Origin of the sequence: Azospirillum sp. HJ39, from assembly GCF_041507355.1 — a bacterium.
GTDB classification, from domain to species: domain Bacteria; phylum Pseudomonadota; class Alphaproteobacteria; order Azospirillales; family Azospirillaceae; genus Azospirillum; species Azospirillum thiophilum.
The window spans coordinates 905,054-930,619 of the sequence record NZ_CP167905.1 but is presented as its reverse complement, the minus strand read 5'-3'; the positions used below and the strand labels follow the sequence as shown (position 1 = coordinate 930,619).

Sequence of the window (25,566 nt, the reverse complement as noted above, 5' to 3'; positions counted from 1 at the left end):
ATGATTCCGGCCCATGATCGTCTCACGCTCCACCGCCACCCGCCCGACCTCCCGCCGCGCCGCCGCGGCGTTGGCCCGGCTGGCCGGACCCTCACGATGGCTCGCCGCTCCGGCAACTCTGCTCGTCCTGCTGCAAGCGCTGTCTCCTGACGTGGCGGTGGCGCAGGCGCCGGTACCGGTGGAGCGCAACCTGCCGCCGGCGGTCGCGGGCGAGGGCGGCGGCCTGCGCACTGGTGGCGACCCGGCAGCCGATGCCGACGACACCCCGCTCGGCGTCGACCTCAAGGGCATCCGGCTCATCGGGCTGACCGATCCGGTGATGCCCGATCCTCCGGCGGGCATCACGTCATCGGGGGTGGAGGGGCTGGACCGGCAGCGCATTGTCGACGCGCTCGGCCCGCTCCTCGGCCAGCCCCTCTCGCGCAGGCGGTTGGCGGAGGCCCAGGCGGCCCTGGCCAAAGCCTATCGCGAGACCGGGCGGCCCTTCGTCTCGATCACCGCCCCGCCCCAGGAGATCACCGCGGGCGTGCTGCAACTCCGTGTCCTGCCCTTCCGGACAGGCAAAATCCGCGTCCTGGAGGCGGACGGCACCGCGGCCGGCGACGGTCTTGCCGCCACCATCCGCGCGCCGGCCGGCGGGCTGATCGAGGCCGAGCGCATTTCCGAGGACCTCGACTGGCTGAACCGCTTCCCCTACCGCCAGCTCAACGGGGTGTTCGAGCCTGGATCCGATCCGGGCTCCAGCGACCTGACGCTGGAGATCACCCGCCGCCGGCCGTGGCAAGCCTTCGCCGGTGTGTCCAACACCGGCAGCTTGCGCAGCCGGAGCCTCGACCGCGTCTTCATCGGCTTCGCTGCGGGGATCGAGACACTCAACGACCTGACCCTGTCGTATCAATTGACCGGCAGCCGCGATACGGTATCCGCCCCCGGTCTCCTGGCCCTGTCGGGAAACAGCCGCCCATCCTACGCCAGCCATGCCGGGCGCATCATCATCCCGACCTTTGCACGGCAGGCGCTGAGCCTGACCCCCAGCTTCGTCGGCACCTCCCAAGACAGCGACGACGGGCTTCTCACCATTCGCAACACCACCGTCGAACTGCCGATCCTATACCGCTCGGCGATGTCCAACATCGACGGGAACCTTGCCGGATGGGGTGACCTCTACGGCGGCGTGACGCCGAAGTGGCTGTCGCGCAAGGTGCTGAGCCAGGGAGCCCGGCTTGCCAGCGGGTCCGCCGGGGTGTTCGACCTGACGGCCGGTTGGGGCGGCTCCTGGTCCCAGGCCGGCGGCGGGTCGACCGCCATCGACCTCCGCGCCGTGGTCAACCGGGCCGGTATGGTGCCCGGCAACAGCCGTGCGGCATGGAACAGCTTTTCCAACGGCCGCGTCGAGGATGCCGATTACGCCTATCTCTACGGGGTGTTCAGCCGGACGGCCCCCTTGACCGGAGTGCCGTGGCTGGGTGATGTCTCTTGGAACACCGAGATCACGGGCCAGATGGTGGACAAGGCACTGCCGGAAACCGAGCAGCTTGCCATCGGCGGCCTGTACGCCACCCGCGGATACACGCTGAACGACGGCAGCGTCGATACCGGTTTCGTGCTGCGCAACGAAGTGCGGGTGCCGCCGTTCTCCGCCCTGGGCCATCTCGGCGATACCGGGATCGGCCCGCTGGAGGACGCCGTTTCTCCCTTTGCGTTTCTCGATGTCGGCCATGGCCACAACTACAATATCGGGACCCTTCGGAGCATCGGCGAACGGGCCGATACCACGCTGGTGGGGCTGGGAGCCGGCGTCGATTACACGCTCGGGCAGACCCTGCAGGCCGGCATGAATGTCGGCATGGCGCTGACCGATGGGCCGGAAACCAGCCGCGGCACCCTGACCGCTCAGGCCAGGATACTGGTTTCCTTTTGACGGACCCGTCCCGTCCCGCGTTTCCTCCGGGTAGATGAAAGCAGCATCGAATGCTTGCGAACGGAGGGGCACGCGCCCGGCGGAACGTGTCACAGACTTTTGGTTGTGGGGGCCGGGCGGACGCCTGGCGGTGGGCTTGACGGCTCGCCGATCTCCACCCAGCCGATCGGGAGGCCGGCATGCGGTGCCAGCGTGCCACCCGCCCTCCGGCGTGATCCGCCTTGCTCGATCTCTCCGTAAATCCGAACCCGAAGGTCCGACGAATGGCTCCGACCCATGATCCACCTCCAACTACGGTGAATCGCGCCAGACGCTCAAGCGCGACCCTCGATTCCGATTCCGGGCGCAAGGTTTCAGGGTATGCTTTGCGAATACCGCCGAACATATAAGAGAAATGTGAATATTGTCTTATTTCTGGAATATCGAGCAATGAATTGAGAATTGTGCGTTGTAAAATTCGGCATTCGACAGGTGCCAATACAATAGGTCGGAACATTCCTGTTTATTTTTCGCTGGCGTCGATCTTTGGGAAATCTACACCGTTGGCCTTACCAAAGCACCGGCCGCATAACTTTCCCATTCCAGCACGAAATGCACATCGCATTGAACCCACATAGTTATGTGTGTTACCCCCGACGGACCAGAAATATCCCTTTGATAAGGAGGGTGTTCGCGTGGCGTCCGTTGCCCAGAAGATCGCGTTCGCGCCGGTGGAAACCCGTCGTGCCCTCGTCTATGCCGCCCTGTCGCGGAGCCAGGGGGCCGTCGCCATGAACATGGCGGTGGACTCCGTCCAGACCTCGATCGACCGTCTCAAGCGGGTGCTGTTCCCCTGGATGGTGCTGGATTTCCGCGGGGAGCCGACCAAGACCAAGGCGCTCTGCATCTTCAAGATGTTCCTCAGCGACAAGGAGGATGACACCGCCGCCTACGCCAAGCTGTCGAGCGAGATGAAGACGGTGGAGCAAAACTCCAAGCTGGCCAAGAGCATGAGCTGGTTCAAGCGGGTGAAGACCTCGAAATCCCGCACCGTCGACAGCAATATCTTCGACGACATGTTCCTCCTGCATCTGGAAAACGATCCCAAGAATACGCTGAGATACCAGATGAACCAGGAACTCTTCGCCCAGATCCTGCGCACGCCGCCGACGCTCAGCCAGGGCAAGGAACTGCTGGCTGCCGTCCGCAAGATCCGCCAGACCTGCAAGGAGGCCGGCTTCGACCTGAAGAATCTCGGGCTGACCGACAGCTTCACCTGATCCGGCGCCGCCCCCTTGCGGCGTTCCGATTGCTCGACCTACCCTCGGGGCCGGCCATGGCGTTCGGCGGTTTCCGGCCGGGCCGCGCACTGGAAGGGGGCAGGGCCATGCAGCGTTGCGGACGGGGCCGACCGGATGCGGCTCCAACTCGGGCCGTGTGCCTGCCGATGCGGGGGCTGGCGCTGGCCGCAGCGGTCCTGCTGGGTCTTGCGCTCCTGCCCATCCCTGCCGCCGCCGGGCCTGTTGCCGGGTCCGACCGCCTGCAACGGCTGCTCGACCGTTTCCTCGCCGACGAGGAGCTCGACGGCGGCGTCCTGCTGGTGTCCGGTCCCGATGGCCGGCGCGTCGTCGTGTCGGGCATCGCCGACCGGCGCGGCAAGCGGCCGGTGACGGAGGACACGCGCTTCTACGTCGCCTCGGTCGGCAAGATGGCGACCGCCGTCGCGGTGCTGCAGCAGGTGGAGGAGGGGCTGGCGGCGCTCGACCAGCCGGTGCGGGAACTGGCGGGGGATCTGGCGCTCGGCCGCCTCGCCAACGCCGGCCGGGCACGGCTGGTCCATCTGCTCGACCACAGTTCGGGCATTCCCGACTATCTCACCGACGCCTATGCGGAGGACGAGGCGGCCGGACCGGACCGGCTGCCGCGCGGCGGCGCACTGCTGGCCTATGCCCATGGCGAGCCGGCGACCGGTCCGGTCGGCGGGCATTACGCCTACTCCAACAGCAACTATGTCCTGCTCGGCCACATCGCGTCGGCGCGCGACGGGGCTCCCTTCGCGCAGGTGCTGCAACGCCGGGTGCTGGAGCGGGCCGGCATGGCGTCGACCAGTGTCGGCGCCGATCCGCGCGACCGCAGCCTTGCCCATGGCTATGGCGAGGAGGGCGACGTCAGCCGCCGGTCCTGGGCTGCCACGACCGGCGACGGGCCGCTGGTCGCCACCGCCGGGGATTTGGAACGGTTCGTCTTCGCCCTGTTCCGCGACGGCCGCCTGCTGGGCCCGGCGATGGTCAAGCGTATGCAGGCTCCGTCGGAGAACGAGGAGGGGCAGGGGCTGGGCGTCGCGCTGTGGAAGGACCGCTGGGGCCGCGGCGTCGGCCATGACGGGCGCTATGACGGGTTCGAGGCCGACGTCCGCTATTACCCCGGCCGGCGGACCGCCTTGATTTTCCTCACCAACGGCAACCAGCAGAGCGACGATGCCCTGCTGGATGCGGTGGCGGCCGAGCTGTTCGGGAAATGAGTCCCGCCGGCCCCGGGCCGGCGTTACACTCTTTCGGCAACGGGGCCGGAGATCCGGCGGTGCCGGGCGGATGGAACAGTGAACAGGGTGCGGAAACCTGTTTCACGGCGTTCCAAACGTTCCATCCGCCGGCCGGCCCGGTCCGGCGAGTCCGGCCCTGTGGGTCAGGGCATGAACTGCCCGCCGTTGACGTCCAGCACCTGCCCGGTGATGTAGCCGGAACAGGCGTGCGAGGCGAAGAACAGGAAGGTCGGGGCGCATTCGGCGGGCTGGCCGAAGCGGCCCATCGGGATGCCGGTCGACACCCGGGCCTTGGCCGCCTCGTCCTTGTCGGCGTGGAAGGCGGTATCGAAGGTGCCCGGCGACACCGTGTTGAAGCGGATGCCGTCCTTGGTGTGGAAGGCGACCCAGTTCTTCTGGATGTTGTGCAGCCACGCCTTGGCCGCGCCATACAGCCCGGCCCCCGGCCCGCCGCCGGTATAGCCGGCGACCGAGCCGACCAGGATGACCGAGGAGGTCTGCCCGCTCTCCCCGGCCGACCGGCGCAGGTGCGGCAGCGCATGCTTGGTCGTCATCAGGGCGGAGCGGGCGTTGAGGTCGGTCACCGCGTCGAAGAAGGAATCGTCGATCTCCTCCAGCGGCTTGCGGCCGACCAGCCCGCCGGCATTGTTGATCAGCACGTCGATGCCGCCGAACCGCTCGACGAAGGCATCCACCACCGCCTTGCAGGCGTCGCCGGAGCAGAGGTCGCCGGCGAAGAAGGCGGCCTCGCCGCCGTCCGCCGCCATGGCGGCCAGCGTGGCGTCGAGTCCGGCCGGCTCCTTGCGGCCGTTGATGCCGACCTTGGCGCCGCGGCGGGCGAAGGCCTGCGCCGCGGCCAGCCCGATCCCCTGGGTGGAGCCGGTGATCAGGACGCGGCGGCCCTTCAGATCGTCGAACATGCGGATGGTCCCTTGTTGTCAGGCTTTGTTGAGTGAGCTGGCGGTACCGCCGGCGCGGTTCTCCAGCCGGTGCGCCCGCCAGCGCTTCACCAGCGGCAGCAGCAGCGTCAGGATGGCGATGGACAGCAGGATCGCGGTGATCGGCCGGCTGTAGAGGAAGTCGTAGCTGCCGCCCGACAGCGACAGCGCCCGGCGGAAATTGGCCTCGGCCATCGGCCCCATGATCAGCGCCAGCACCACCGGCGAGGCCGGGAAGTCCCACTTCTGCATGAAGTATCCGGCGATGCCGGCCGCCAGCATGATGCCGATGTCGAACAGGCTGTTGTTGATGGCATAGGTGCCGACCACGCACAGCACCAGGATGACCGGCGTCAGCACCGACTTCGGCATCTGCAGCACCCGGCCCATGAAGCGCAGCGACCCCAGCCCGATCACCAGCATGGCGACGTAGCAGAACAGCATGCCGGCGAACAGGGTGAAGACCAGATCCGCATGTTCCTTGAACAGCAGCGGTCCCGGCTGCAGCCCCTGCAGCGTCAGGGCGCCCAGCATCACCGCGGTCACCGCGTCGCCGGGGATGCCCAGCGTCAACATGGTCAGCAGCGCGCCGCCGGTGCAGCCGTTGGCCCCTGCCTCGCAGGCGGCGACGCCTGCCAGCTCGCCCTTGCCGTAATTCTCCGGCGTCCGGCTGAAGCGCTTGGCCTCGTTGTAGGCGACATAGGCGGCGATGTCGGCGCCGGCACCGGGGATGATGCCGATCACCACCCCCAGCCCGGTGGAGCGCGCCACGGTGCCGAGCATGCGGCGGTAGGTCGGCCAGTCGGGGATGATGCGGCCCAGCGCCGCCGCCATGCCGAGCCGGACCTTCGGATCCTCCAGCGACTTGAAGGCTTCGGAGGCGGCGAACAGCCCGATCATCACCGGGATGAAGGGGACGTTGAACAGCTCGGTATAGCCGCCGGTGAAGCGGGGGAAGCCGTCCATCGGGTCCATGCCGACCGTGGCGATCAGCAGCCCGAGGAAGCCGGCGATCAGCCCCTTGACCACCGACCGGCCGGAGATGCTGGCGATGATGCTCAGGCCGAAGACGGCGAGCGCGAAGCTCTCCGACGCGCTGAACTCCAGGGCGAAGCCGGCCAGCAGCGGGGCCATGAAGATCAGGACGACGATGCTGGCGGTGCCGCCCAGGAAGGAGGAGAGCGTCGCCGTGCCCAGCGCCACGCCGGCCATGCCCTTCCTGGTCAGCTCGAAGCCGTCCATCGCCGTGGCGGCGGCGGCCGGGGTGCCGGGGATGCGCAGCAGGATGGCGGTGACCGACCCGCCATAGATGCCGCCGAAGAAGACGCCGGAGATCATCAGCAGGCCCGACACCGGGTCCATGCCGAAGGTGAAGGGCAGCAGGATGGCGACGCCCATCGTCGCGGTCAGGCCGGGCAGGGCGCCGATGACGATGCCGAGCGAGACGCCGACCAGCGCCAGCACCAGCGCCAGGGGGTTGCCGGCCAGCGCCGCGAAGCCGCCCATCAGGAGATCGAATTCATGCATGGTGGCGGCCTCCCATCACGGGATTGGTGGTGCGGGTCATTCGAACAGGCTCCCCACCGGCAGCGGCACCAGAAGCGCGTAATGGAAGACCGCATAGATCAGCCCGGTCACGCCGACCGCCAGCACGGGGTTCCAGAGCGGGCTGCGCTGTCCCATCAGCGCCATGATGACGGCCATGTAGACGGCGGTGGCCGGGCCGTAGCCGACATACTCCATGGCGGCGATGCAGCCGGCGGTCGCCAGCATGCCCAGCGCCACGCCGGCATAGCCGGCGACGCCGACCGGCGGCCCGCCGGCTGGCGCGGCGGTCGGTGCCCGCAGCGTGTTGGCGATCAGGATCAGGCACAGCAGGATCAGCGCGCCGGCATGGATGATGGGAAAGCGTGCAGCGCCGACATCGGTCGCCAGCATGCTTTTCGGGAAATCGGCGGTGGTGGCGATGGCCGAGGCGGCGATGGCGATCAGCACGGCGGAAATCACCAGATTGGCGATCTTCGTCGTCATCGGGATCGCGTCGGACTGCCTTGACGCATCGCTCCGGGCGGGGGCGTTGCTCATGGTCCGGTCTTCTCACGAAGGAAGGCGCCCCGGCGGCGGACCGCCGGGGCCGGCAGCGGTCCGGCGTTACTTCGCCATGCCCAGCTTGGTCATCAGGTCCTTGAAGAAGGCGTTGTCCTTCTGCATGGCCTGGCCGAATTCCGGACCGTCGGCATAGGCCCAGGTCAGGTTCATCTTGGCCAGCTGGTCGCGGAAGGCCTGGTCCTCGGCCGCCGCCTTGCTGGCGGTGCGCAGGGTGTCGACCACCGCGGCCGGGGTCTTCTTCGGCACGACGATGCCGCGCCAGGTGGCGACCGACAGGTCGATGCCCTTCTCCTTCAGGGTGGGCACGTCGGGGAAATTCTTCTGGCGCTGGTCGGCCATCACGGCGAGCATGCGGAGCTGGCCGGCGGCGAGCTGGCTCGACACCTCGGCCGGGCTGACCGAAACCGCTTCGATGTGGCCGCCCAGCAGCGAGGTGACGGCCGGATTGGCGCCGTCGAACGGGATGTGGTTGAAGGTCGTGCCGGTCTTCTCCTCCAGCGCCTCGGCGGCGAGATGCCAGATGGCGCCGGTGCCGGAATTGCCGATGCGCACCTTGCCCGGGTTGGCCTTGGCGTTCGCCAGGAACTCCTCCACCGTCTTCCACGGCGCGTCGGCCTTGACGGTGATGGCGCTCGGCTCAGCGTTCAGGCGGGCGACGGGCGTGAAATCGTCGACGGAGAAGCGGGCGACGCCCATGTGGGGCAGCAGGGTGATCTCGACAGTGCCCATGCCGATCTTGTAGCCGTCGGCGCGGGCGGCCATGATTTCGGTCAGGCCGACGGCACCGCCGCCGCCGGTCTTGTTGACCACGCCGATCGACTGGGGCAGCTGCTTCTTGGCCGCATCGGCGAAGGCGCGGGCGACCAGATCGGTGCCGCCGCCGGCGGCGTAGGGGACGATCAGCTCGACCGGCTTGGTCGGGTAGTCGGCGGCCTGGACGGCGGCGGCGCCGGCGATCAGCAGGCCGGCGGACAGGCCGGCCGACAGAATTGTGCGGGACAGGCGTGCGGAAACCTTCATGGCATTCCCTCTATGGTGCGCCGGCTTGCGTGCCGGTCGTTGAAAGGCGATGGGGTGGAAGACGGTGGGGTGGAAACGGGAAACTCAGCGTGCGCCCGCGCCCGCTCCCTCGGCCCAGGCCCGGGCGAAGCGGGCGGCACGGGCGGCCAGCTCCGCCACCGGCAGGCCGGGGCTGTAGAGTGCGGACCCGAGGCCGAAGCCGGAGGCGCCGGCGATGCGGTAGGGTTGCATCGTGTCGGGCGTGATGCCGCCGACCGGCAGAAGCCGCACGCTGTGCGGGATCACCGCGCGCAGGGCCTTGACCACCACCGGCGGCATCTGTTCCGCCGGGAACAGCTTCAGCGCGTCGGCGCCGGCAGCCAGCGCGGCAAAGGCCTCCGTCGCGGTGGCGACGCCGGGGGTGCAGCCCATCGACCGCGCCTTGGCGGCGCGGATGATTGCGGTGTCGGCGTGGGGCATCACCACCAGATCGGCGCCGATGCCGGCCAGCCGGTCGACCTGCTCCAGCGTCATCACCGTCCCGGCGCCGACAAGGGCATCGGCCGGCACGCTGCGGCGGATGGCGTCGATGCTGTCGAACGGGTCCGGCGAGTTCAGCGGAACCTCGATCAGGCGGAAACCCGCCTCGTACAAGGCCGCCGCCGCCGGCTCCGCTTCGGCCGGGGTCAGGCCGCGCAGGATCGCGACCAGCGGCAGGGCGGTGAAGGCGGCGTCGAGGCGGGCGGAAAGCGTGGGATCGGTCATAGTGCGCTCGTGATGCTGGCGGTTGCGGCAGGGCCGGCCGATGCGGCAGCGGACGGCAGCAGCCCGGCTGCGGCCGCGAACTGGAAAAGACCGCGGGGAGCGGTGTTGCCCAACTGTGCGGTCGGCGTGACGCCGAAGCCGGCCAGCCCGCGGGTGTAGCGGCGGCACAGCCGGGGATCGCCGACCAGCAGCAGCGGCGTGTCGGGCGGAAACTCCGTTCGCAGCGCTGCGAGGCCGGAGCGAAGTTCATGCCCGATCAGCAGGCCCGAGAGGTAATGCGACAGGCTTTCCGCGGGCAGGCGCTTGGTCAGGCCGAGCGTGCGGGTGGCGAACAGCTGGTGCGGCAGGTCGCCCGGACCGGCGGCCTGCGCGGCGCGGATGCCGATGGCGAACGCCTCGTCCTCGTCCTCGGGCGAGGCCTCGCGGCCGGCGGGCATCAGCCGGCCGAGCAGCGAATGGGTCTTCAGGACCGCGAACAGCTCGCCCGTCATGTAGGAGGAAAAGCCGGTGATCCGGCCGTCGGCGACACGGACCCATTTGGAATGGGTGCCGGGCATCGCGACGCAGGCATTCCGTGCCCAGGCGGCATTCTCGGCCAGGGCGCCGGCGATCTGGATTTCCTCGCCCCGCATCACGTCGGGGATGCCGTCCGGCGCATCGTGCAAGACGCCGGGGGCAATCGGGATGACGCGGCCGGCAGCGGTCTTCACCCGCGCGGCATGGCCGGCAAGCGTTGCGGCGTCGGCCGGGGTGGTGACATAGGGGGCCTCGACCCAGCCCTGTGCACTGCCGACCATGCCGCCGGCGACAACCGGCAGGCTGGGGTAGGCGTCGAGCCAGTCGCCGCAGAGGCCGGCCAGCGCCGCCTCGAACCCGGCGGGGCCGGGCTGCGGCAGGTTCTGGATGCCGTGGGCCGATGCCCGCTCGGCGAGAATGCCCGCGTCGCCATCCATCAGGAAGCCGCGCAGGCTCGACGTGCCCCAGTCCAGCGCGATCAGCGCAGGCCCGGCGGAGGAGGTTAAGGTGTGGTCCATCCCAGTTCCTTGGAAATCGCTTCCGCCGCGGCGCGGACCAGCGGCCCGAGCGTCGCCATGCGGTCGTCGGGCATATAGGGCACGGCGCTGGCGACGCTGACCGCGGCCACCACCAGATTCCGCCCGTCGCGCACCGGCGCGGAGACACAGCGGATGCCGAGTTCGTTCTCTTCCAAATCCATCGCCCAGCCCTGGGCGACGTAACGGTTCAACTGGGCCTCGAACAGCGGCCAGTCCGCCGGCCGCGGCCGGTCGGCCGGCAAGTTGGGAGGGCAGGTCAATGCATGGAGCGCCGCCCAGCGCGCCGGGGACATGCCCAGCATCAGCGCCTTGCCCAAGCCGGTCGAGGCGATCGGCATGCGTTGTCCGGTGCGGGAGCGCATCTCCAGGCCGCGGGTGCCGGGGATCTTGTCGAGATAGAAGACCTCGTCATGCTCCTCGACGCCGAGATGGACGGTATCGCCGGTCGCCTTTGCCAGCGCCTCGATGTGCGGACGGGCGACGGCGACCAGCGGTCGCTGCTCCAAAGCCTTCATGCCGAGTTGTATCAGCTTCGGGCCCAGCAGATAGCCCTTGTACGGGATGTGGTGGAGATACCCTTCCGCCACCAGGCTGACGAGCATGCGGTGGGTGGTGCTGCGCGGGGTGCCGAGCCGGGCGGCGATCCCCTTCACGTCGCACACCCCCTCCGCCACGCAGTTCAGCAGGGTCAGTCCGCGCAGCAGGGTCTGCGTGCCGGCGCCTTGCGGCTTGCCCGCACCGGTCCCTTGCTCAGCATCTTCGACGATTCCGCCCATGGTTTGTTTAACCACCATTGTTTCGTCGGATGCTAGGAGCGTGTGCCATGGTGTGTCAAATAGTTTTAGAGCATCCCAAATAGTGAGACATTTTGGGGATGGCGACGAACGGTCGCGGTGGGCGTCGGAGCGCTGCGAAACCCATGATCGCGCTTTCAAAATCCTGCCGCTTCGGTCAGAAAAGATCCCATGCCGCGGTCGACGGGTATGGCCCGGCATGAAAACGGTCATCCTTGGAGAACTATCATGCGTCTCACCGCCATTTCCTTCGTCAGCGCGACGGCGCTGCTGGCCGGCTTCGGCACGGCGCAGGCGGACATCGTCATTGGCCTCGGTACGGCGACCACCGGTCCGGTCGCGGCGCTGGGCGAGCAGTCGGTGTATGGCGCCAGGCAGGCGGTCGCCGACATCAATGCCAAGGGCGGCGTGCTGGGCCAGAAGCTGGTGCTGAAGGTGGGGGACGACGCCTGCGATCCGCGCCAGGCGGTCGCCGTCGCCAACCAGTTCGTGCGCGAACAGGTTGCGGCGGTCGTCGGCCATCTCTGCTCCGGCGCCAGCATTCCGGCGGCCGACGTCTACCAGGAGGAAGGCGTGGTGATGGTCACCCCGACCGCCACCAACCCGCTGCTGACCGCCAAGGGCCACCCGAACATCTTCCGCGTCTGCGGCCGTGACGACCAGCAGGGCGTTGTGGCCGGCACCTATCTGGCCGAGACGTTCAAGGGCAAGAACATCGCGGTGCTGGACGACAAGCAGGCTTATGGCAAGGGCTTGGCCGACGTGGTTGTCGAGACGCTGACGAAGGCCGGCGGCAAGGTCGCCTACCGCGGGTCGGTGACGGCCGGCGAGCGCGACTTCTCCGCCCTGGTCACAAGCCTCAAGGACAAGGGCGTCGAGGCGGTCTATTACGGCGGCTACCATCCCGAACTGGGCCTGATCGTGCGTCAGGCGCAGGAACAGGGGCTGAAGCCGCAGTTCATTGCCGGCGACGGGCTGAACAACCAGGAATACTGGTCGATCACCGGTCCGGCCGGCGAGGGCACGCTCTACACCGACAGCCCGTCGGCGGCCAGCGATCCCAAGGCGCAGGAACTGATCGCCTCCTTCAAGACGGCCGGCCTGCCCGAGCCGGGCAACTTCGCCTTCTACAGCTATGCCGCGGTCCAGGTGATCGCCCAGGGCCTGCAGAAGGCCGGCAGCGTCAACGGGACCAAGCTGGCCGCCGCCCTGCATTCCGGCAGCCACGAGACGGTGGTCGGCCCGGTTGAGTTCGACAAGAAGGGCGACATCACCAAGCCGAACTACGTCATGTATGTCTGGAGCAACGGCAAGCCGGAGATGGTTGCCCGCAAGTGACGGTTTCCGGTTCGGCGGGGCGGCTGCGGCCGCTCCGCCGGCCGGGCATCGGACGAGAGGTGGCGAAGGGTTGATTGCGGGATGGCGGTCCCAACCTCTATCCTCGGGGAAGCCGGCTTGGTCGGCCAATTCGGGAAGGGCTGCCGCATGTACATCGCGATGAACCGTTTCAAGGTCCGCCATGGGGCCGAGCAGGAGTTCGAGGAGGTCTGGCTGAACCGGGAGGTTCATCTGCACAAGGTGCCGGGCTTCGTCGAGTTCCACATGCTGCGCGGGCCGGACAGGGACGACTTCCGGCTCTACTCCTCTCACACGGTGTGGGAGTCGGAGGACGCGTTCCAGGGCTGGACCCGGTCGGAGGCCTTCCGCAGCGCCCACGGCAATGCCGGCGCGCGCAAGCCGCTCTATGTCGGCCCGCCGGAGTTCGAGGGGTTCGAGGTCATCCAGACCGTGCGGCGCGACCCGAACGCCTGACTCCGATACCCCTCTCTCCACCCGTCGGGAAGAAATCCATGCTGGAACTGGTCATCGAGCAACGCCGGAAGAGCCTCGGCGGATTCGAGGTCGGACGTGTGCTGCCCTTCGTGCAGCGGCGGATGGTCGGCCCCTTCGTCTTCTTCGACCATATGGGGCCGGTCGATTTCCAGGCGGGCCTGCCGCGCGACGTCGATGTGCGTCCCCATCCGCATATCGGCCTGTCCACCGTGACCTATCTGTTCGACGGCGAGATCATGCATCGCGACAGCGTAGGCTCGGAGCAGGCGATCCGGCCGGGCGAGGTCAACTGGATGACCGCCGGCCGCGGCATCACCCATTCCGAACGCTTCGAGCGGGCCCGGCTGGAGGGCGGACGGATGCATGGCATCCAGGCCTGGGTCGCCCTGCCCGAAGCCGACGAGGAGACGGATCCCGCCTTCGCCCATTACGGCACCGGAGATCTGCCGGTCTTCGAGGATGGCGCGGTCCGCGGCCGGCTGGTGGCCGGCGAGGCCTTCGGGGCCAAGGCCGGGGTGAAGACCCACTCGCCGCTGTTCTACATCCATTGGGATCTCGCCCCCGGCGCCCGGGTGGAACTGCCGGCGGACGGGTGGGAGCGCGCCGCCTATGTGGCGGCAGGGTCGGTCGAGGTGGACGGGCAGCGGCTCGACGCCGGGCGCATGGCGGTCTTCACCCCCGGCCATCCGGCGGTGCTGACCGCCGCCGAGCGGTCGGTCGTGATGGCCATCGGCGGCGAACCGCTGGGCCACCGCTTCATCGACTGGAACTTCGTGTCGTCCCGCAAGGAGCGGATCGAACAGGCCAAGGCCGATTGGCGGGCCGGCCGGATGAAGCTGCCGGACCTCGACGACGGAGAGTTCATTCCGCTGCCGGAAATGCCGAAGCCGCCGGCCAACCCGATGTCGTGAGCGCCAGTGTCTTGCGGGAGGCGCCCGGTCAGCGCTCCCGCGTCCACCAGGACCGGGCCGCGACCGCGACCGGGACCGACAGGGCGACCCAGGACACGGCATCGACCAGCCCGTCGTCCAGCAGGGCGGACACCAGCCCGGCGATGGTGACCAGCGCGATCGCGGTGGGAATGCCGAAGATCGCGGCCAGGGGCAGGGAAGGGCGCGCCCTCATTCCGCGGCCTCCCCTGCAACGGAGCGGAAGCCGGGGGCGGCGTGCTCCTGGCTGCCGCGGCGGCGGGCGATCCACAGATAGAGGCCGCTGCCGAGAATGACGATGGTCAGCACGTCCAGAACCGCCCACAGGATCTTCATCGGCATCCCGCCGTAATCGCCGAAATGCAGCGGCTGCGACAGGCGCAGGGCCAGCATGTACCAGGGCATGGAGCGCATGTCGGTGAAGGCCCCGGTTTCGGCGTCGATCAGGGCGGGGGTGAGGATCTGGCGGGTGGCCGGGGTTGCTCCCTTCAGCCAGACCGCATAATGGTGGTTGCTGGAAAAGCGCACGCCGGGGAAGGCGATGAATTGCGGGCGCATGCCGGGGGCGGCCTCCATCGCAGTGCGGACGGCGGCGTCGACGGAGGAAAAGCGCTCCGGCACCGGCTTGCCCTCGTAGGGGGCGATCATCGCCGCAAGCTCGTTGGCACGCCAGTAGGCGACCAGCGGAACAGACAGGGTGTTGATGACACCGGTCAGCCCGACCACCACCACCCACATCAGCGTGACGATGCCAAGCATGTTGTGAAGGTCCAGCCATTTCAGCCGCGTGCTGCGTCCGGCCCGCACCGTGCCGAAGGACAGCTTGCGCATGAAGGGGGCGTAGACCACCACGCCCGACAGCGTGGCGACGAACAGCAGGAAGCCCATGAAGCCGAGGAACAGCTCGCCCGGCAGGCCGGCGAACAGATCGACATGCAGGCGCAGCATCACATGCATGAAGCCGCCGTCTTCGTTGAGGTCGCCCAGGATCCTGGTGGTGCGCAGGTCGATGGCGGAGATGTGCATCTGGGAAACCGTCGCGCGGGCGAACGGGCCGGTGGTGACGTTCACCACCGGCCGGTCCTCGTCGAAGCTGAGGAACAGCGGCCGTTCGCCGGGGTACGTCGCGAGCGCCGACGCAACCGCCTCGTCCAACGTCTTCAGCGGGGTATCGGCCGGCATGTGCGGCAGGTTGTCCTCCGCCGTCAGCGCCTCGATCTCGTCATGGAAGATCAGCGGCAGGCCGGTCAGGCACAGCAGCAGCATGAAGACCGTGCAGACCAGGCTGGTCCATTTGTGGATCAGGGTCCAGATCCGGATGGTTCGATTGGTCATCGCGCGTTCCTCAAGCGTCCGTCATGCCCCCAGCCGATCGGCGGCCGATCAGAAATCCACCGACACCGACAGCTTCGCCGTCAGCGGGTTGCCCTGGGTCAGGTAGCCGCCGAAGGCCGACGCCCAATAGGCCTTGTCGGTCACGTTCTCCACCGCCGCCCGGAAGGTGACCGGACGGTTCTGGATATCAGTGATCATCCGCGCGCCGACGTCGAAGCGGGTCCAGCTGGGGATCTTCAACGTGTTGGCGGTGTTGACGTACTGCTCGCCGGTGTGGATCACGCGGCCGGTCAGCGTCACCGTCGGGAAGGAGGCCGGCAGGAAGGGCAGGTCCCATTCGATGTTGGCGTTGAACTGGTGGCGCGGCACGCCGACGGCGTCATTGCCCTCGGTCGCCGTGCTGCCGGTGTCGCTCAGCTCCGGATCGATGAAGGTGGCGCCGCCCAGCAGGCGCACGCCCTGCATCGGCTCGCCGTACAGCATCAGCTCGATGCCGCGGTTGCGCTGCTCGCCCGACACGCTGTAGATGCGGGTGGCCGCGTCGGTGACGCCGCTGGGCTGGGTGGTCTGGAACAGCGACAGCGACCCGCCGAAGCTGCCGAAATCCAGCTTGCCGCCGACCTCGTACTGGACCGAGCGGTAGGGTTCGAAGATCTCGCCGGAATTTGCGGCGGTCGAGGGCGCGGTCGGCCCCTGGGCCAAGCCTTCGATGCGGTTGGCGTACAGCGACAGTTCCTTGAGCGGCCTCACCACCAGCCCGACCACCGGCGTCAGTGCCGATGCGTCGTAATCGGACGTGCGGGCTCCGGTGGTACGGTTGTAGCCGCGGACCTGGATGTTCTGCTGGCGCAGGCCGGCGGTCACCATCACCCGGTCATCCAGGATCGACAGCGTGTCGGAAGCGTAGAAGCTGCGCAGCACCGCCTCGGAAACCTTGGGCGGGTCGCCGACCATGCCGGCGGCCAGCGTCGTCCGCGGCCGGGCGATGTCGACCATGTTGTAGAGGTTGACGGTTGAGGTCGCGCCGAACTCGTAGCCGTTGTTGTTGGTGGTGCGCAGCGCCGAGAAGCCGCCGTTCAGCTGGTGCCGCACCGGGCCGGTGCGGACGTCGGCCCGAATGCCGGCCTGACCGGTGACGGTGAAGTCCTCGCGCGGGACGGTCAGGCGGCTCATGGTGGCGGTGCCGTCGGCCCGCGTGACGGTGGGGGTGGAATAATCGCCGTCCTCGCGCATGCTGCGCATGCCGAAGGCGCCATGGACGGTCAGGTTGGGCAGGATGTCGTATTCGGCGCGGATCTGGCCGAAGGTGTCGCGCATCTCCGAATAGGCCCAGGGCTGCGCGTAATTCTGCGAGGCGGACGGCACCGCCGGGACCACGCTGCCGACATAGACCACCGTGCGGCCCTGTTCCACCCGCTGGGTCTGGGTGCCGACGTCGAGCGTCACGCGGGCCCGGTCGCCGCGATAGTCCAGCGCCAGCGATCCGAGCTTCAGCGACCGCTCCTCGTCGTCGATGGCGGTTTCGCCGCCGCGGACCGCGGCGTTGGCCCGCACGCCGAACTGCTTGTTCTCGCCGAACCGGCGGCCGACATCGGCCGACAGGCCGAAGCGGCTGTCCATCGCATAGCTGGCGGTCAGGCGGGTCAGCGGCTCGTCGTCCGCCCGCTTGGGCACCAGATTGACGCCGCCGCCGATGCCGGTGCCGCTGGGGGCGGCGCCGTTCAGGAAGGCGCTGGCGCCCTTCAGCACCTCCACCCGCTCGAACATGTCGGTGGCGACGATCTGGCGGGGGGCGGTGCCGTAAAGCCCGTCAACCGAGAGATCCTCACCATACAGCGGGAAACCGCGGATGACGATGTTCTCGGAGAAATTGCCGTAGCCGAAGCCGGTGCGCACCGCCGGATCGTTGGCCAGCACGTCGGCGACCGTCTCGGCCTGCTGGTTGCGGATCGTCTCCGCGGTGTAGCCGGTGACGGTGAACGGCACGTCCATGGCGTCCTGGTTGCCGAGAGCGCCGATGCGCCCGCCGCGGGCCACCTGGCCGCCGGCATAGGCCGGGGGCAGGGCGCCGGGGCCGGTTGCCGTCCGGTTGCCTTCGATCTGCACCGGATCGAGCTGGACGGCGCCCCCGGCGGCCACCCGCTCCACCGTCACCGTCTCGGTGTTCAGGAAGCGGGCGACCAGCCCGGTGCCGGACAGCAGGCGGTTCAGCCCCTCGCGCGCGGTCATCGCCCCGCTGACGCCGGGGGAGCCGACGCCCTGCGTCACCGCGCCGGGGGTCAGCACCTGGATGCGCGTGGCGGCGGAGAAGGCGGCAAGCGCCCCGTCCACCGACTGCGGCGCGATGGCGAAGGACACCGTCCCGGCCGGCGCGGTCTGCGCCATCGCGGCAGGGGCGTTCGCAAGCAGGACGCCCGGCGCGATCAGCACCGTGGTCGCCAGCAGTCGTCCCAGGAAGGCGCTGCCCCGGCGCCCGTTCTTTACCCTCATGACCCCATACTCCGCCGATGCCATCGCTTGCCTCTGTCGTCCGGTGCGAGCCCGCGCCGCTTGATCGCGACTGCGTCTCATTCTCTTCTTTCCCGGACATGACGATGGCGGAGCGGAAATCCCTGGGAGGTTTTTTCGGAGCCGTACGTTTTTTACCGAAGCAGGGTCAGATAGGGGGTGATGCGGGTGGCATGGACGCCCAAACCGCGTTCCAGCGCGGCGAACACGGCGTCCGGCCGGTCGAGGGCGAACACGCCGGACACCACCCGTTCGGCCGCCTCGTCGTTCAGCAGCACCACGCGGCCGGGCCATTGCCGGTTCAGAGCGGTGATGACGGAGGCGAGCGACTGCTGGCGGAACACGATCTGCCCGTGCCGCCAGGCGAAGGCGACACCGGGATCGGCGGCCTGCGGTCCGGTCAGGCCAAGGGGGCCGGCCTCCGCGCTTTCGCCGGGGCGGAGGCGGATGCTGTCCGGCCACGGCGCATGGGCGTTCCCGCCAGGATGCGTGGCAACCTCGACCAACCCCTCCCCGACGGTGACGGTGGTGCGGTCGCCGTCCCGGCGGACACTGAACTGGGTCCCCAGCACGCGGGCGGCTCCGGCCCCGGCATCGACGACGAAGGGATGGTCGGGATCGCGGACGACCTGGAACCAGGCCTCGCCGCGGAGAAGCCGGACCTTCCGCTCACCGCCCTGGAAGTCGAGCGCCAGCGCGGTGTCGCCGTTCATCTCCGCGCTGGAGCCGTCCGGCAGCATCAGCGTGCGGCGCTGGCCGACCGATGTCACCTGATCGGCGATGGCGTTCTGGTAGCGCGTCGGTCCCTGCCACAGGCCTATGCCGCCGACCGCAAGCAGGATCGCCGCCGCAGCTGCAAAGCGGCGGAAGCCGGCGATCCGCGCCTGTCCAGGTGCTGCGATCCGGTCGGGCGTGGGCATGGCTCGGGCCGCGGCCCTGGCAGGTTCCTTCAGGTCGTGCAGGAGAGTTTCCAACTCGGCGAAGGCACGGGTATGGGCGGGGCTGCGGGCGAGCCAGGCGGCGAATGCGATACGCTCCGCCGGGGTATGATCGTCGGCCTGCAGGCGGAAGAACCACGCGTTCGCTTCCGAGAACAGCCTGTCCTCGTCGGGTCCGCTCCGCTGTTCGTCCTGCCGGTCCATCGTCTGCTCGCTGGGGGTTGCTCGCTGGGGTTCGCCCGCTGACGCGCGGGGGGCGCGGTCCGGTTGTCTTCTGCTTACCAAGACGGCCGGCTGCGGCCAATCCCTCAAATAAAATGTCCGGGAAGCGAAAGAATCCTGCGGATCATCGTGGTGGCCGCCGCTTCATGTGGGTGCGGCATTGCTCCAGGGCCACGCGCAGATGGTATTCGACCGTGCGCGGTGAAATGCCCAGCCGCTCGCCGATGGCGCGGTAGGGCAGCCCTTCGACATGGTAGAGCAGGAAGACATCGCGGGTCTTGGGCGGCAGGGCGTCGATGGCTCCGCGCAGCCGTGCCATCGTCTCGTTCCGTTCCATCACCGCATCGGCAGTCGGATCGGTTGCAGGCAACTGATCGTCGGGCGGTCCGGCCTCGCGCAGTCGCTGGCGATTCGCCGCGCGGCAATGGTCCAGTGCGATGCGGTCGGCCACCACGAACAGCAGCCCTACCGGATTCTGCACCGCCTCGCCGTCGGGTAGCCGCGCCAGCCGCAGGAAGGCGTCCTGCGCCAGATCGCCCGCACTCTGCGGGTCGCCGGTTCGTCGCGCGATGACCCGTTCGACCCGCAGCCGGTGGCTGTCGAACAGCTCCGCGATCTTGCGCGCCCAGGTGCCGACAGGGCCGGTCATCGGATGGACCATGGGCGAAGCGCCGGGGGCAGGGCGAAAGGACGAGGGTCGGTCACGGGTGCGTGGGGTGTCGGATAGGGAAGCCCGGCAGCCCTGGAAATGTTGAACATCTTGCCAAGGCGTGCCGGTCAGCCCGGTATAGCCGGAAAGCGCTTAGAATGCGAACGATTCTTAATACCGAGATCCTGCCGATATCGGTTCACCGGCTGAGCGGCTGAAAACTCTTCCATGGCGGCATCGTGCCCTTGCCCAGTCCCGGAATGTCGAAATCTGCGGCGAAACGGGCCATGGCGTTGTTCTCAAGCTTGAATCCGGCGGCGAAGAGCCGGTCGGCGGCGTCCAACTCGTCCTTGGTCTGGATCTTGTAGGTCGTCGAACTGGTCTCATGGTCGTCTTCACCGAAGTCGATGTCGGCGAAGCGGTTGGCCTTGCTGCCGAACACGACGTTCAGCAGGCGATGATCCTCCTCATTTTCGGCCTCCGTCAATCCGGTGAGCTTTTCGGTGGTCATCTGGGTGTTGGCGTCGCGCAGGCGCTTGTGGATCTCGGCCAAGCTCGCAGCCCCGTCTTCCTGGTTGACGGCGCCGCTCTTCATGGCTTCGCCCAGCCGATCCAGGGCGTTGAGAGCATCTGCGACATCCTTCGGCGGCCCGGCCTTCATGGCGGCAGCCCGCTTGTCGCCGAGCACCTTCATCCGGGCGCTTGCGGCATCTTCCTCGGTCGTGGTCGGAGCTTCGCTCACGAAACGGCCGAACAGCGCGTTCTTCGCCAGGGACCGCAATCCCTTGACGGCGTCATCGGCCGACACGCGCCCGGTTTCCACCAGCGTCTCCAACTGCTTCTTGCTGTCGCCGTCGAGATGCTCGAACGCCTTTGCCGCCATTCCTGTCAAGGCTTGGCCGAGCTTGCTGACCTTTACGCTGTCACCGCCCGGCGCGGCGGCGGTCGTCGAGCCGGATGCGTCGACGGATTTGGCGGTGGGGGCGGTCGTCTTGCCGACGAAGGCGTGAACGCCCGATGCCGGCCCGGACTTGGCGGTCAACGACGCCCATGCGCTGCTGTAGACGCTCTGAACCATGATGCATCCCCCAACCATGCGTGGTATCGGATGCATCATAGTACCCGCACGCGGGCGAGTCAAAATTACGCAGACATTTTCCGGTTGTTTCTTTGGCTGGGGCTGGCGGCGGGGCCGGGGCTGGGGGCGTGCGCCGCCAAGCCACCGGCCGTCATACCCTTTTCCGAGATGTCAGACGTGGAAGCTCTCGCCGCAGCCGCAGCGGCCCTTCTCGTTCGGATTCTTGAAGACGAAGCCGGTCTGGAACTTGTCGTCGACATAGTCCATCTCGCTGCCGATCAGGAACATGACGGCGGCCGGGTCGATCAGGACGGTGACGCCCTTGTCCTCCACCACCTCGTCGAACTTCAGCTTTTCCTTGGCATATTGGACGTCGTAGCTGAGGCCGGAACAGCCGCGCGCCTTCACGCCGATGCGCAAGCCGACGATCTCGTCGTTGGCCTTGGACATCAGCGCCTTGACGCGCTCCGCGGCGGCGTCGGTGATCGTGATCGCCTTGGGCAGGGGGCGGGCCATGGTGACTGTCTCCTAAAACGGCTCAGAACATATCCAGTTGCAGGCGGGCTTCTTCGGACATCATGCCCTGGTGCCAGGGGGGCTCCCACACCAGCGCGATCTTGGCCTCGTTGACGTCCTCGACGCCCAGCACGGCCTGGCGCACCTGTTCGGGCAATTCACCGGCCACCGGACACATGGGGCTGGTCAGCGTCATATCAATCTCGACATTCCGCTCCCCATCCATGTCCACACGGTAGATCAGGCCGAGTTCCCAGATATCGACCGGGATTTCCGGGTCGTAGCAGGTCTTGATCGCCGCCACGACGCGATCCATGATCTCCTCCCGCGGGTCGAAGCCCTCGGGCGGCTTGGGCATCGGGGCGAAGTCCTTCGGTCCGGACGTGTCCGCCTCGGTGTCCGTCTTGATCTGGGCCTCCGCCTCGGCGGGGGTCGGGGCGATGGGGCGTTGCGTCAGGGTTTCATCGGGCATGTCGATCCCCTCCGTCAAAACTGGTCGCTGGAGGCCGTAGCCTCGCCATGCAGGGCCGCGTTCATGGCGTGCCATGCGAGAGTCGCGCACTTCACCCGTACCGGGAATTGGCGCACGCCGGACATCACCATCAGCTTTTCCATCGTCTCGTCGTCGACGCCTTCCGGAATGTCCGGCTCGTCCTGGGTGCACAGCTCGTGGAAGGCGTGGAACAGCCTTTCCGCCTCCGCCGCCGACTTGCCATGCACCAGTTCCGTCATCATCGAGGCGCTGGCGGTGGAGATGGCGCAGCCGCGGCCCTGGAAGGCCACATCCTCGACCACCCCGTCCTTCAGTGTCAGGTAGACCATGAAGCGGTCGCCGCACATCGGGTTCTCGCCCTTCGCCTCGCGGTTGGCGTCGTCGGGATGGCGGAAGTTGCGGGGATGCTTGCCGTGGTCCAGGATCACTTCCTGATACAGCTCGCGCAGATCGTCCATCATGCTCCGAAGAACTCCTTGACCGCCTGGAGGGACTGGACGAGCGCGTCGGCTTCCTCCCGGGTGTTGTAGAGGCCGAAGGAGGCGCGGACGGTCGGCCCTACCCCGAACCGCTCGGCCAGCGGCTCGGCGCAATGGCGGCCGACGCGCACGGCGACGCCATACTGGTCGACGATGGTGCCGACATCGTGCGGGTGCACGCCCTCCAGCGCGAAGGAGACGATCGGTCCCTTGCCGGGCGCGGTCCCTACGATGCGCAGGCCGTCGATCTGCGACAGCTGCTGCGTGGCGTATTGCAGCAGGTCGTGCTCGTGCGCGGCGATGGCGTCGCGGCCGAGAGCCTCGACATAGTCGATTGCGGCGCCCAGCCCGATCACCTCGGTGATCGGCGGCGTGCCGGCCTCGAAGCGCGACGGCGGCGCCTTGAAGGTGGTGCCTTCGAAGCTGACGCTCTCGATCATGTCGCCGCCGCCCTGATAGGGCGGCATCTTCTTCAGGAGGTCGTATTTGCCGTACAGCACGCCGAGGCCGGTCGGGCCATAGAGCTTGTGCGCGGTGAAGACGTAAAAATCGGCGTCGATGTCCTGCACGTCGACCGGGCCATGCACCACCGCCTGGCTGCCGTCGAACAGCACCGGGACACCGCGCTCATGCGCCAGCCTCGCGATGGCCTTGGCCGGGGTGACGGTGCCCAACACGTTGGAGCAGTGGGTGATCGCCACCAGCTTCGTGCGGTCGGACAGCAGATCCCTGTAGGCGTCCATGTCGAGGACGCCGTCCTCGTCGCAGGGCACGACCTTGATGACGATCTTCTTCTCGGCCTGGAGCAGTTGCCACGGCACGATGTTGGCGTGATGCTCCATGATCGAGAGGATGACCTCGTCGCCCTCGTTCAGGAAGGTCCGGCCATAGCTGGCCGCCACGAGGTTGATCGCCTCGGTCGAGCTGCGGGTGAAGACGATGCAGCGGTCGTGCGGTGCGTTCAGGAAGCGCGCGACCTTGGTGCGCACCGCCTCGAACTGGTCGGTCGCGGTCTGCGACAGGAAATGGACGCCGCGGTGGATGTTGGAATAATCCTCTTCCATGAAGCGGGTCATGGCCTGGATGACCTGACGCGGCTTCTGGGCGGACGCCCCGCTGTCCAGATAGACCAGCGGCTTGCCGGGCTTTCCCTTCCTGGCGTGGACGCTGCGGGCCAGCACGGGGAAGTCGTCCCGCACCCGCTGCACGTCGTAGGCTTGGTTCAGGATGGCATCGGACATGGTTACTTCTGCTCCTCCAGCCAGCCGGCCACGATCCCCTGGAAGGCGTCGCGGATCGACGGTTCGGCGATTTCCTCCAGCGATTCCGACAGGAAGGCCCCGATCAGCAGCCCCTGGGCGGTGTCCCGGTCGATGCCGCGGGCGCGCAGGTAGAACAGCGCGTCGTCGTCCAGTTCGCCGGCGGTGCAGCCGTGGCTGCATTTCACGTCGTCGGCGTGGATTTCCAGTTCCGGCTTGCTGTCGATCTCGGCGCCGTCGGACAGCAGCAGCGCCCGGTTCAGCTGGTAGCCGTCGGTCTTCTGCGCATCCGGGCAGACGGTGATCTTGCCCTGGAACACCGCGCGCGCCGTGTCGTCGATGACGCCCTTGTAGACCTCGCGGCTGGTCCCGAAGGGCTGTGCGTGGACGATCAGCGTGGTGGTGTCGGCATGCTGCTTGCCGCGGACCAGATAGCCGCCGCTGACATGCGTCCGCGCCTCGGTCCCGTCCAGCCGGCTGACCACCTCGTTGCGCGACAGCTTCGCTCCGGTCGTCAGGATGAAGTTGTCGTAGCAGCCGCCGGTCGCCACGGTCGCTGCGATGTGCGACAGGTGGATGGCGCCGCTGCCTTCGCGCTGCGACTTGTAATGGTGCAGCGTGGCGCCCTCGCCGACGAAAACCTCGGTGACATGGTTGGCGAGCGTGGTGCCGGCGCCGCGGCCGACATGATGTTCGACCACCACCGCCTTCGACCCGGCCTCGGCGATCAGCAGCGTGCGCGGATGGCAGGAGGTCGCCTGGGCGTCGGACCCGACGGATACGAAGACCAGTTCGACCGGCCGTTCGACCTGGACGCCGGCCGGCACATGAAGGACCGGGCCGTCGGCCAGATAGGCGCTGTTCAGCGCCACCAGCGGCCGGTCGTCGGCTGCGGCGAGGCGGCCGACATGGTCGGCCAGCAGGTCGCCCGGCAGATCGCCGGGGTTGGCCAGCGCGGCGGCGAGGCTCAGCAGCCGGACCCCCGGCTGCAGCCCGTTCGTGGAGGACAGATCCGCCCGGAACCGGCCGTCGACGAAGACCAGCCGCGGCCCGTCCTCCCCCTCCGGCCGGACGCTCGGCAGCAGGTCGATGCTGGCAGCCGCAGCCGCCGGCGCGGCCGGCTGGAAGGACAGCTTGGCGAGGTCGCGCAGGTTGGTGTAGCGCCAGCTTTCGTTCTTGATCGTCGGCAGGCCGACGGCGGCGAAGCGTTCGCGTCCGGCACTGCGCAGATCGTTCAGCCAGGACAGCCCGCTGCCGGGCAGGCCGGCTCCCACCTGGTCGAGCGGCGCCAGCAGGGCCGGCGCCGTCGTCGGATCGGCGCCCCGCGTCGAATAGGTCATCGGGTGCAGGGGAGAGTCGGAGCGGGGGGTGAGCGCCGTCATCACGCCGCCTCGCTCGTGCCGAAGTCGCGGTAGCCGTTCTTCTCCAGCTCCAGCGCCAGTTCCTTGCCGCCCGACTTCACGATGCGGCCGGCGGCCAGCACATGGACATGGTCGGGAACGATGTAGTCGAGCAGGCGCTGGTAATGGGTGATGACCAGCATCGACCGCTCCGGCGAGCGCAGCGCGTTCACGCCTTCCGCGACGATCTTCAGCGCATCGATGTCGAGGCCGCTGTCGGTCTCGTCGAGGATGGCGAATTTCGGCTCCAGCACCGCCATCTGCAGCGTCTCGTTGCGCTTCTTCTCGCCGCCGGAGAAGCCGACATTGACCGCGCGTTTCAGCATCTCGTCCGACATGCCCAGCGCCTTGGTCTTCTCGCGGATCAGCTTCAGGAACTGCATGGCGTCCAGTTCCTTCTCGCCGCGATGCTTGCGGATGGCGTTGATCGCGGTCTTGAGGAAGGTGGTATTGCCGACGCCGGGGATTTCCACCGGATACTGGAAGGCCAGGAAGACGCCCTCGGCCGCCCGCTCCTCCGGCTCCATGGCCAGCAGATCCTTGCCGTAATAGGTGACCGAGCCTTCCGTGACCTCATAGCCGTCGCGGCCGGCCAGCACGTAGGACATGGTGCTCTTGCCGGCGCCGTTCGGCCCCATGATGGCATGGACCTCGCCCGGGCGGATCGTCAGGTCCACGCCCTTGAGGATTTCCTTGCCGTCCACAGTGGCGTGCAGGTTCTTGATTTCGATCATCGTCTTCGCCTCGTTGTCTTCTTCAGGCCGCCGGCACGCCGTCCGGGCTTTACGTTCCGTCCTTTTCCCCGCAGGAGGGGGAGAGCTGCCC

Annotated in this window: 25 protein-coding genes; 6 read left to right on the top strand and 19 right to left on the bottom strand. The window is 68.1% G+C overall.

What is annotated here, in order from left to right; all coding sequences use genetic code 11:
* Positions 1-13: 13 nt before the first annotated feature.
* The 3 genes from ABMY26_RS04650 (at position 14) to ABMY26_RS04640 (ending at position 4,421) form a co-directional block, all read left to right on the top strand.
* Positions 14-1,921 carry a ShlB/FhaC/HecB family hemolysin secretion/activation protein gene (locus tag ABMY26_RS04650; RefSeq protein ID WP_372394323.1) on the top strand — a complete coding sequence of 636 codons (1,908 nt, stop codon included), beginning with the start codon at positions 14-16 and terminating at the stop codon, positions 1,919-1,921.
* Positions 1,922-2,595: 674 nt separating this feature from the next.
* Positions 2,596-3,180 carry a hypothetical protein gene (locus ABMY26_RS04645; RefSeq protein ID WP_372394322.1) on the top strand — a complete coding sequence of 195 codons (585 nt, stop codon included), beginning with the start codon at positions 2,596-2,598 and terminating at the stop codon, positions 3,178-3,180.
* A 167-nt stretch (positions 3,181-3,347) separates the two neighbouring features.
* Entirely contained in the window at positions 3,348-4,421 is a 1,074-nt protein-coding gene (locus ABMY26_RS04640) for a serine hydrolase domain-containing protein (RefSeq protein ID WP_372394321.1), read from the top strand.
* A gap of 164 nt (positions 4,422-4,585) precedes the next feature.
* Here the strand turns inward: ABMY26_RS04640 and ABMY26_RS04635 are convergent, their stop codons facing one another.
* The 7 genes from ABMY26_RS04635 to ABMY26_RS04605 all read right to left on the bottom strand — a co-directional run bounded on the left by ABMY26_RS04635 (position 4,586) and on the right by ABMY26_RS04605 (position 11,084).
* The gene (locus tag ABMY26_RS04635) at positions 4,586-5,362 is read right to left on the bottom strand and encodes an SDR family NAD(P)-dependent oxidoreductase (protein WP_372394320.1); all 777 of its coding nucleotides are present in this window, start codon (positions 5,360-5,362) and stop codon (positions 4,586-4,588) included.
* Between the two features lie 18 nt (positions 5,363-5,380).
* Complete coding sequence (locus ABMY26_RS04630) at positions 5,381-6,907, bottom strand: tripartite tricarboxylate transporter permease (protein ID WP_372394319.1); 1,527 nt, start codon at positions 6,905-6,907, stop codon at positions 5,381-5,383.
* A 36-nt stretch (positions 6,908-6,943) separates the two neighbouring features.
* The gene (locus ABMY26_RS04625; protein WP_372394318.1) at positions 6,944-7,465 is read right to left on the bottom strand and encodes a tripartite tricarboxylate transporter TctB family protein; all 522 of its coding nucleotides are present in this window, start codon (positions 7,463-7,465) and stop codon (positions 6,944-6,946) included.
* A 66-nt stretch (positions 7,466-7,531) separates the two neighbouring features.
* On the bottom strand, positions 7,532-8,509 hold the full coding sequence (locus ABMY26_RS04620) for a tripartite tricarboxylate transporter substrate binding protein (RefSeq protein ID WP_372394317.1): 978 nt from the start codon (positions 8,507-8,509) through the stop codon (positions 7,532-7,534).
* An 84-nt stretch (positions 8,510-8,593) separates the two neighbouring features.
* Positions 8,594-9,253: a 2-dehydro-3-deoxy-6-phosphogalactonate aldolase gene (locus ABMY26_RS04615; RefSeq protein WP_372394316.1), complete on the bottom strand. Its 660-nt coding sequence runs from the start codon at positions 9,251-9,253 to the stop codon at positions 8,594-8,596.
* On the bottom strand, positions 9,250-10,287 hold the full coding sequence (locus tag ABMY26_RS04610; protein WP_372394315.1) for a 2-dehydro-3-deoxygalactonokinase: 1,038 nt from the start codon (positions 10,285-10,287) through the stop codon (positions 9,250-9,252). Before ABMY26_RS04610 ends, ABMY26_RS04615 begins: the two co-directional genes overlap by 4 nt.
* Positions 10,272-11,084 (bottom strand): IclR family transcriptional regulator, encoded by an 813-nt coding sequence (locus ABMY26_RS04605; RefSeq protein ID WP_372394314.1) that lies wholly within the window; start codon positions 11,082-11,084, stop codon positions 10,272-10,274. Before ABMY26_RS04605 ends, ABMY26_RS04610 begins: the two co-directional genes overlap by 16 nt.
* 246 nt (positions 11,085-11,330) lie before the next feature.
* Here ABMY26_RS04605 and ABMY26_RS04600 point away from each other — a divergent pair, with 246 nt between their 5' ends.
* The 3 genes from ABMY26_RS04600 to ABMY26_RS04590 all read left to right on the top strand — a co-directional run bounded on the left by ABMY26_RS04600 (position 11,331) and on the right by ABMY26_RS04590 (position 13,846).
* A complete protein-coding gene (locus ABMY26_RS04600) occupies positions 11,331-12,440 on the top strand; it encodes a branched-chain amino acid ABC transporter substrate-binding protein (protein ID WP_372394313.1) in 1,110 nt (369 codons plus the stop codon).
* A 147-nt stretch (positions 12,441-12,587) separates the two neighbouring features.
* On the top strand, positions 12,588-12,914 hold the full coding sequence (locus ABMY26_RS04595) for an antibiotic biosynthesis monooxygenase (protein WP_372394312.1): 327 nt from the start codon (positions 12,588-12,590) through the stop codon (positions 12,912-12,914).
* A gap of 38 nt (positions 12,915-12,952) precedes the next feature.
* On the top strand, positions 12,953-13,846 hold the full coding sequence (locus ABMY26_RS04590; protein WP_372394311.1) for a pirin family protein: 894 nt from the start codon (positions 12,953-12,955) through the stop codon (positions 13,844-13,846).
* Between the two features lie 28 nt (positions 13,847-13,874).
* On the opposite strand, the gene ABMY26_RS04585 is transcribed toward ABMY26_RS04590, so the two are convergent.
* The 12 genes from ABMY26_RS04585 to sufC all read right to left on the bottom strand — a co-directional run bounded on the left by ABMY26_RS04585 (position 13,875) and on the right by sufC (position 25,475).
* Positions 13,875-14,060, bottom strand: a complete 186-nt coding sequence (locus tag ABMY26_RS04585; protein ID WP_372394310.1) for a hypothetical protein — start codon at positions 14,058-14,060, stop codon at positions 13,875-13,877.
* Positions 14,057-15,199, bottom strand: a complete 1,143-nt coding sequence (locus tag ABMY26_RS04580) for a PepSY-associated TM helix domain-containing protein (protein WP_372394309.1) — start codon at positions 15,197-15,199, stop codon at positions 14,057-14,059. Before ABMY26_RS04580 ends, ABMY26_RS04585 begins: the two co-directional genes overlap by 4 nt.
* 48 nt (positions 15,200-15,247) lie before the next feature.
* Positions 15,248-17,689 (bottom strand): TonB-dependent siderophore receptor, encoded by a 2,442-nt coding sequence (locus ABMY26_RS04575; RefSeq protein ID WP_372394308.1) that lies wholly within the window; start codon positions 17,687-17,689, stop codon positions 15,248-15,250.
* Between the two features lie 152 nt (positions 17,690-17,841).
* Positions 17,842-18,849, bottom strand: coding sequence for a FecR domain-containing protein (locus ABMY26_RS04570; protein ID WP_372394307.1), 1,008 nt, complete (start codon positions 18,847-18,849; stop codon positions 17,842-17,844).
* Between the two features lie 142 nt (positions 18,850-18,991).
* Positions 18,992-19,516, bottom strand: a complete 525-nt coding sequence (locus ABMY26_RS04565) for an RNA polymerase sigma factor (RefSeq protein ID WP_372394306.1) — start codon at positions 19,514-19,516, stop codon at positions 18,992-18,994.
* Positions 19,517-19,715: 199 nt separating this feature from the next.
* Complete coding sequence (locus ABMY26_RS04560; protein ID WP_372394305.1) at positions 19,716-20,594, bottom strand: hypothetical protein; 879 nt, start codon at positions 20,592-20,594, stop codon at positions 19,716-19,718.
* Positions 20,595-20,765: 171 nt separating this feature from the next.
* Positions 20,766-21,110, bottom strand: a complete 345-nt coding sequence (locus tag ABMY26_RS04555; RefSeq protein WP_372394304.1) for a HesB/IscA family protein — start codon at positions 21,108-21,110, stop codon at positions 20,766-20,768.
* Between the two features lie 22 nt (positions 21,111-21,132).
* Positions 21,133-21,582 carry an iron-sulfur cluster assembly protein gene (locus ABMY26_RS04550; RefSeq protein ID WP_372394303.1) on the bottom strand — a complete coding sequence of 150 codons (450 nt, stop codon included), beginning with the start codon at positions 21,580-21,582 and terminating at the stop codon, positions 21,133-21,135.
* Between the two features lie 14 nt (positions 21,583-21,596).
* A complete protein-coding gene (gene sufU, locus ABMY26_RS04545) occupies positions 21,597-22,064 on the bottom strand; it encodes a Fe-S cluster assembly sulfur transfer protein SufU (protein ID WP_372394302.1) in 468 nt (155 codons plus the stop codon).
* Positions 22,061-23,323 carry a cysteine desulfurase gene (locus ABMY26_RS04540; protein WP_372394301.1) on the bottom strand — a complete coding sequence of 421 codons (1,263 nt, stop codon included), beginning with the start codon at positions 23,321-23,323 and terminating at the stop codon, positions 22,061-22,063. Before ABMY26_RS04540 ends, sufU begins: the two co-directional genes overlap by 4 nt.
* A gap of 2 nt (positions 23,324-23,325) precedes the next feature.
* Complete coding sequence (sufD, locus tag ABMY26_RS04535) at positions 23,326-24,723, bottom strand: Fe-S cluster assembly protein SufD (protein ID WP_372394300.1); 1,398 nt, start codon at positions 24,721-24,723, stop codon at positions 23,326-23,328.
* Complete coding sequence (sufC, locus tag ABMY26_RS04530; protein ID WP_372394299.1) at positions 24,723-25,475, bottom strand: Fe-S cluster assembly ATPase SufC; 753 nt, start codon at positions 25,473-25,475, stop codon at positions 24,723-24,725. Before sufC ends, sufD begins: the two co-directional genes overlap by 1 nt.
* Between the last annotated feature and the right edge of the window lie 91 nt (positions 25,476-25,566).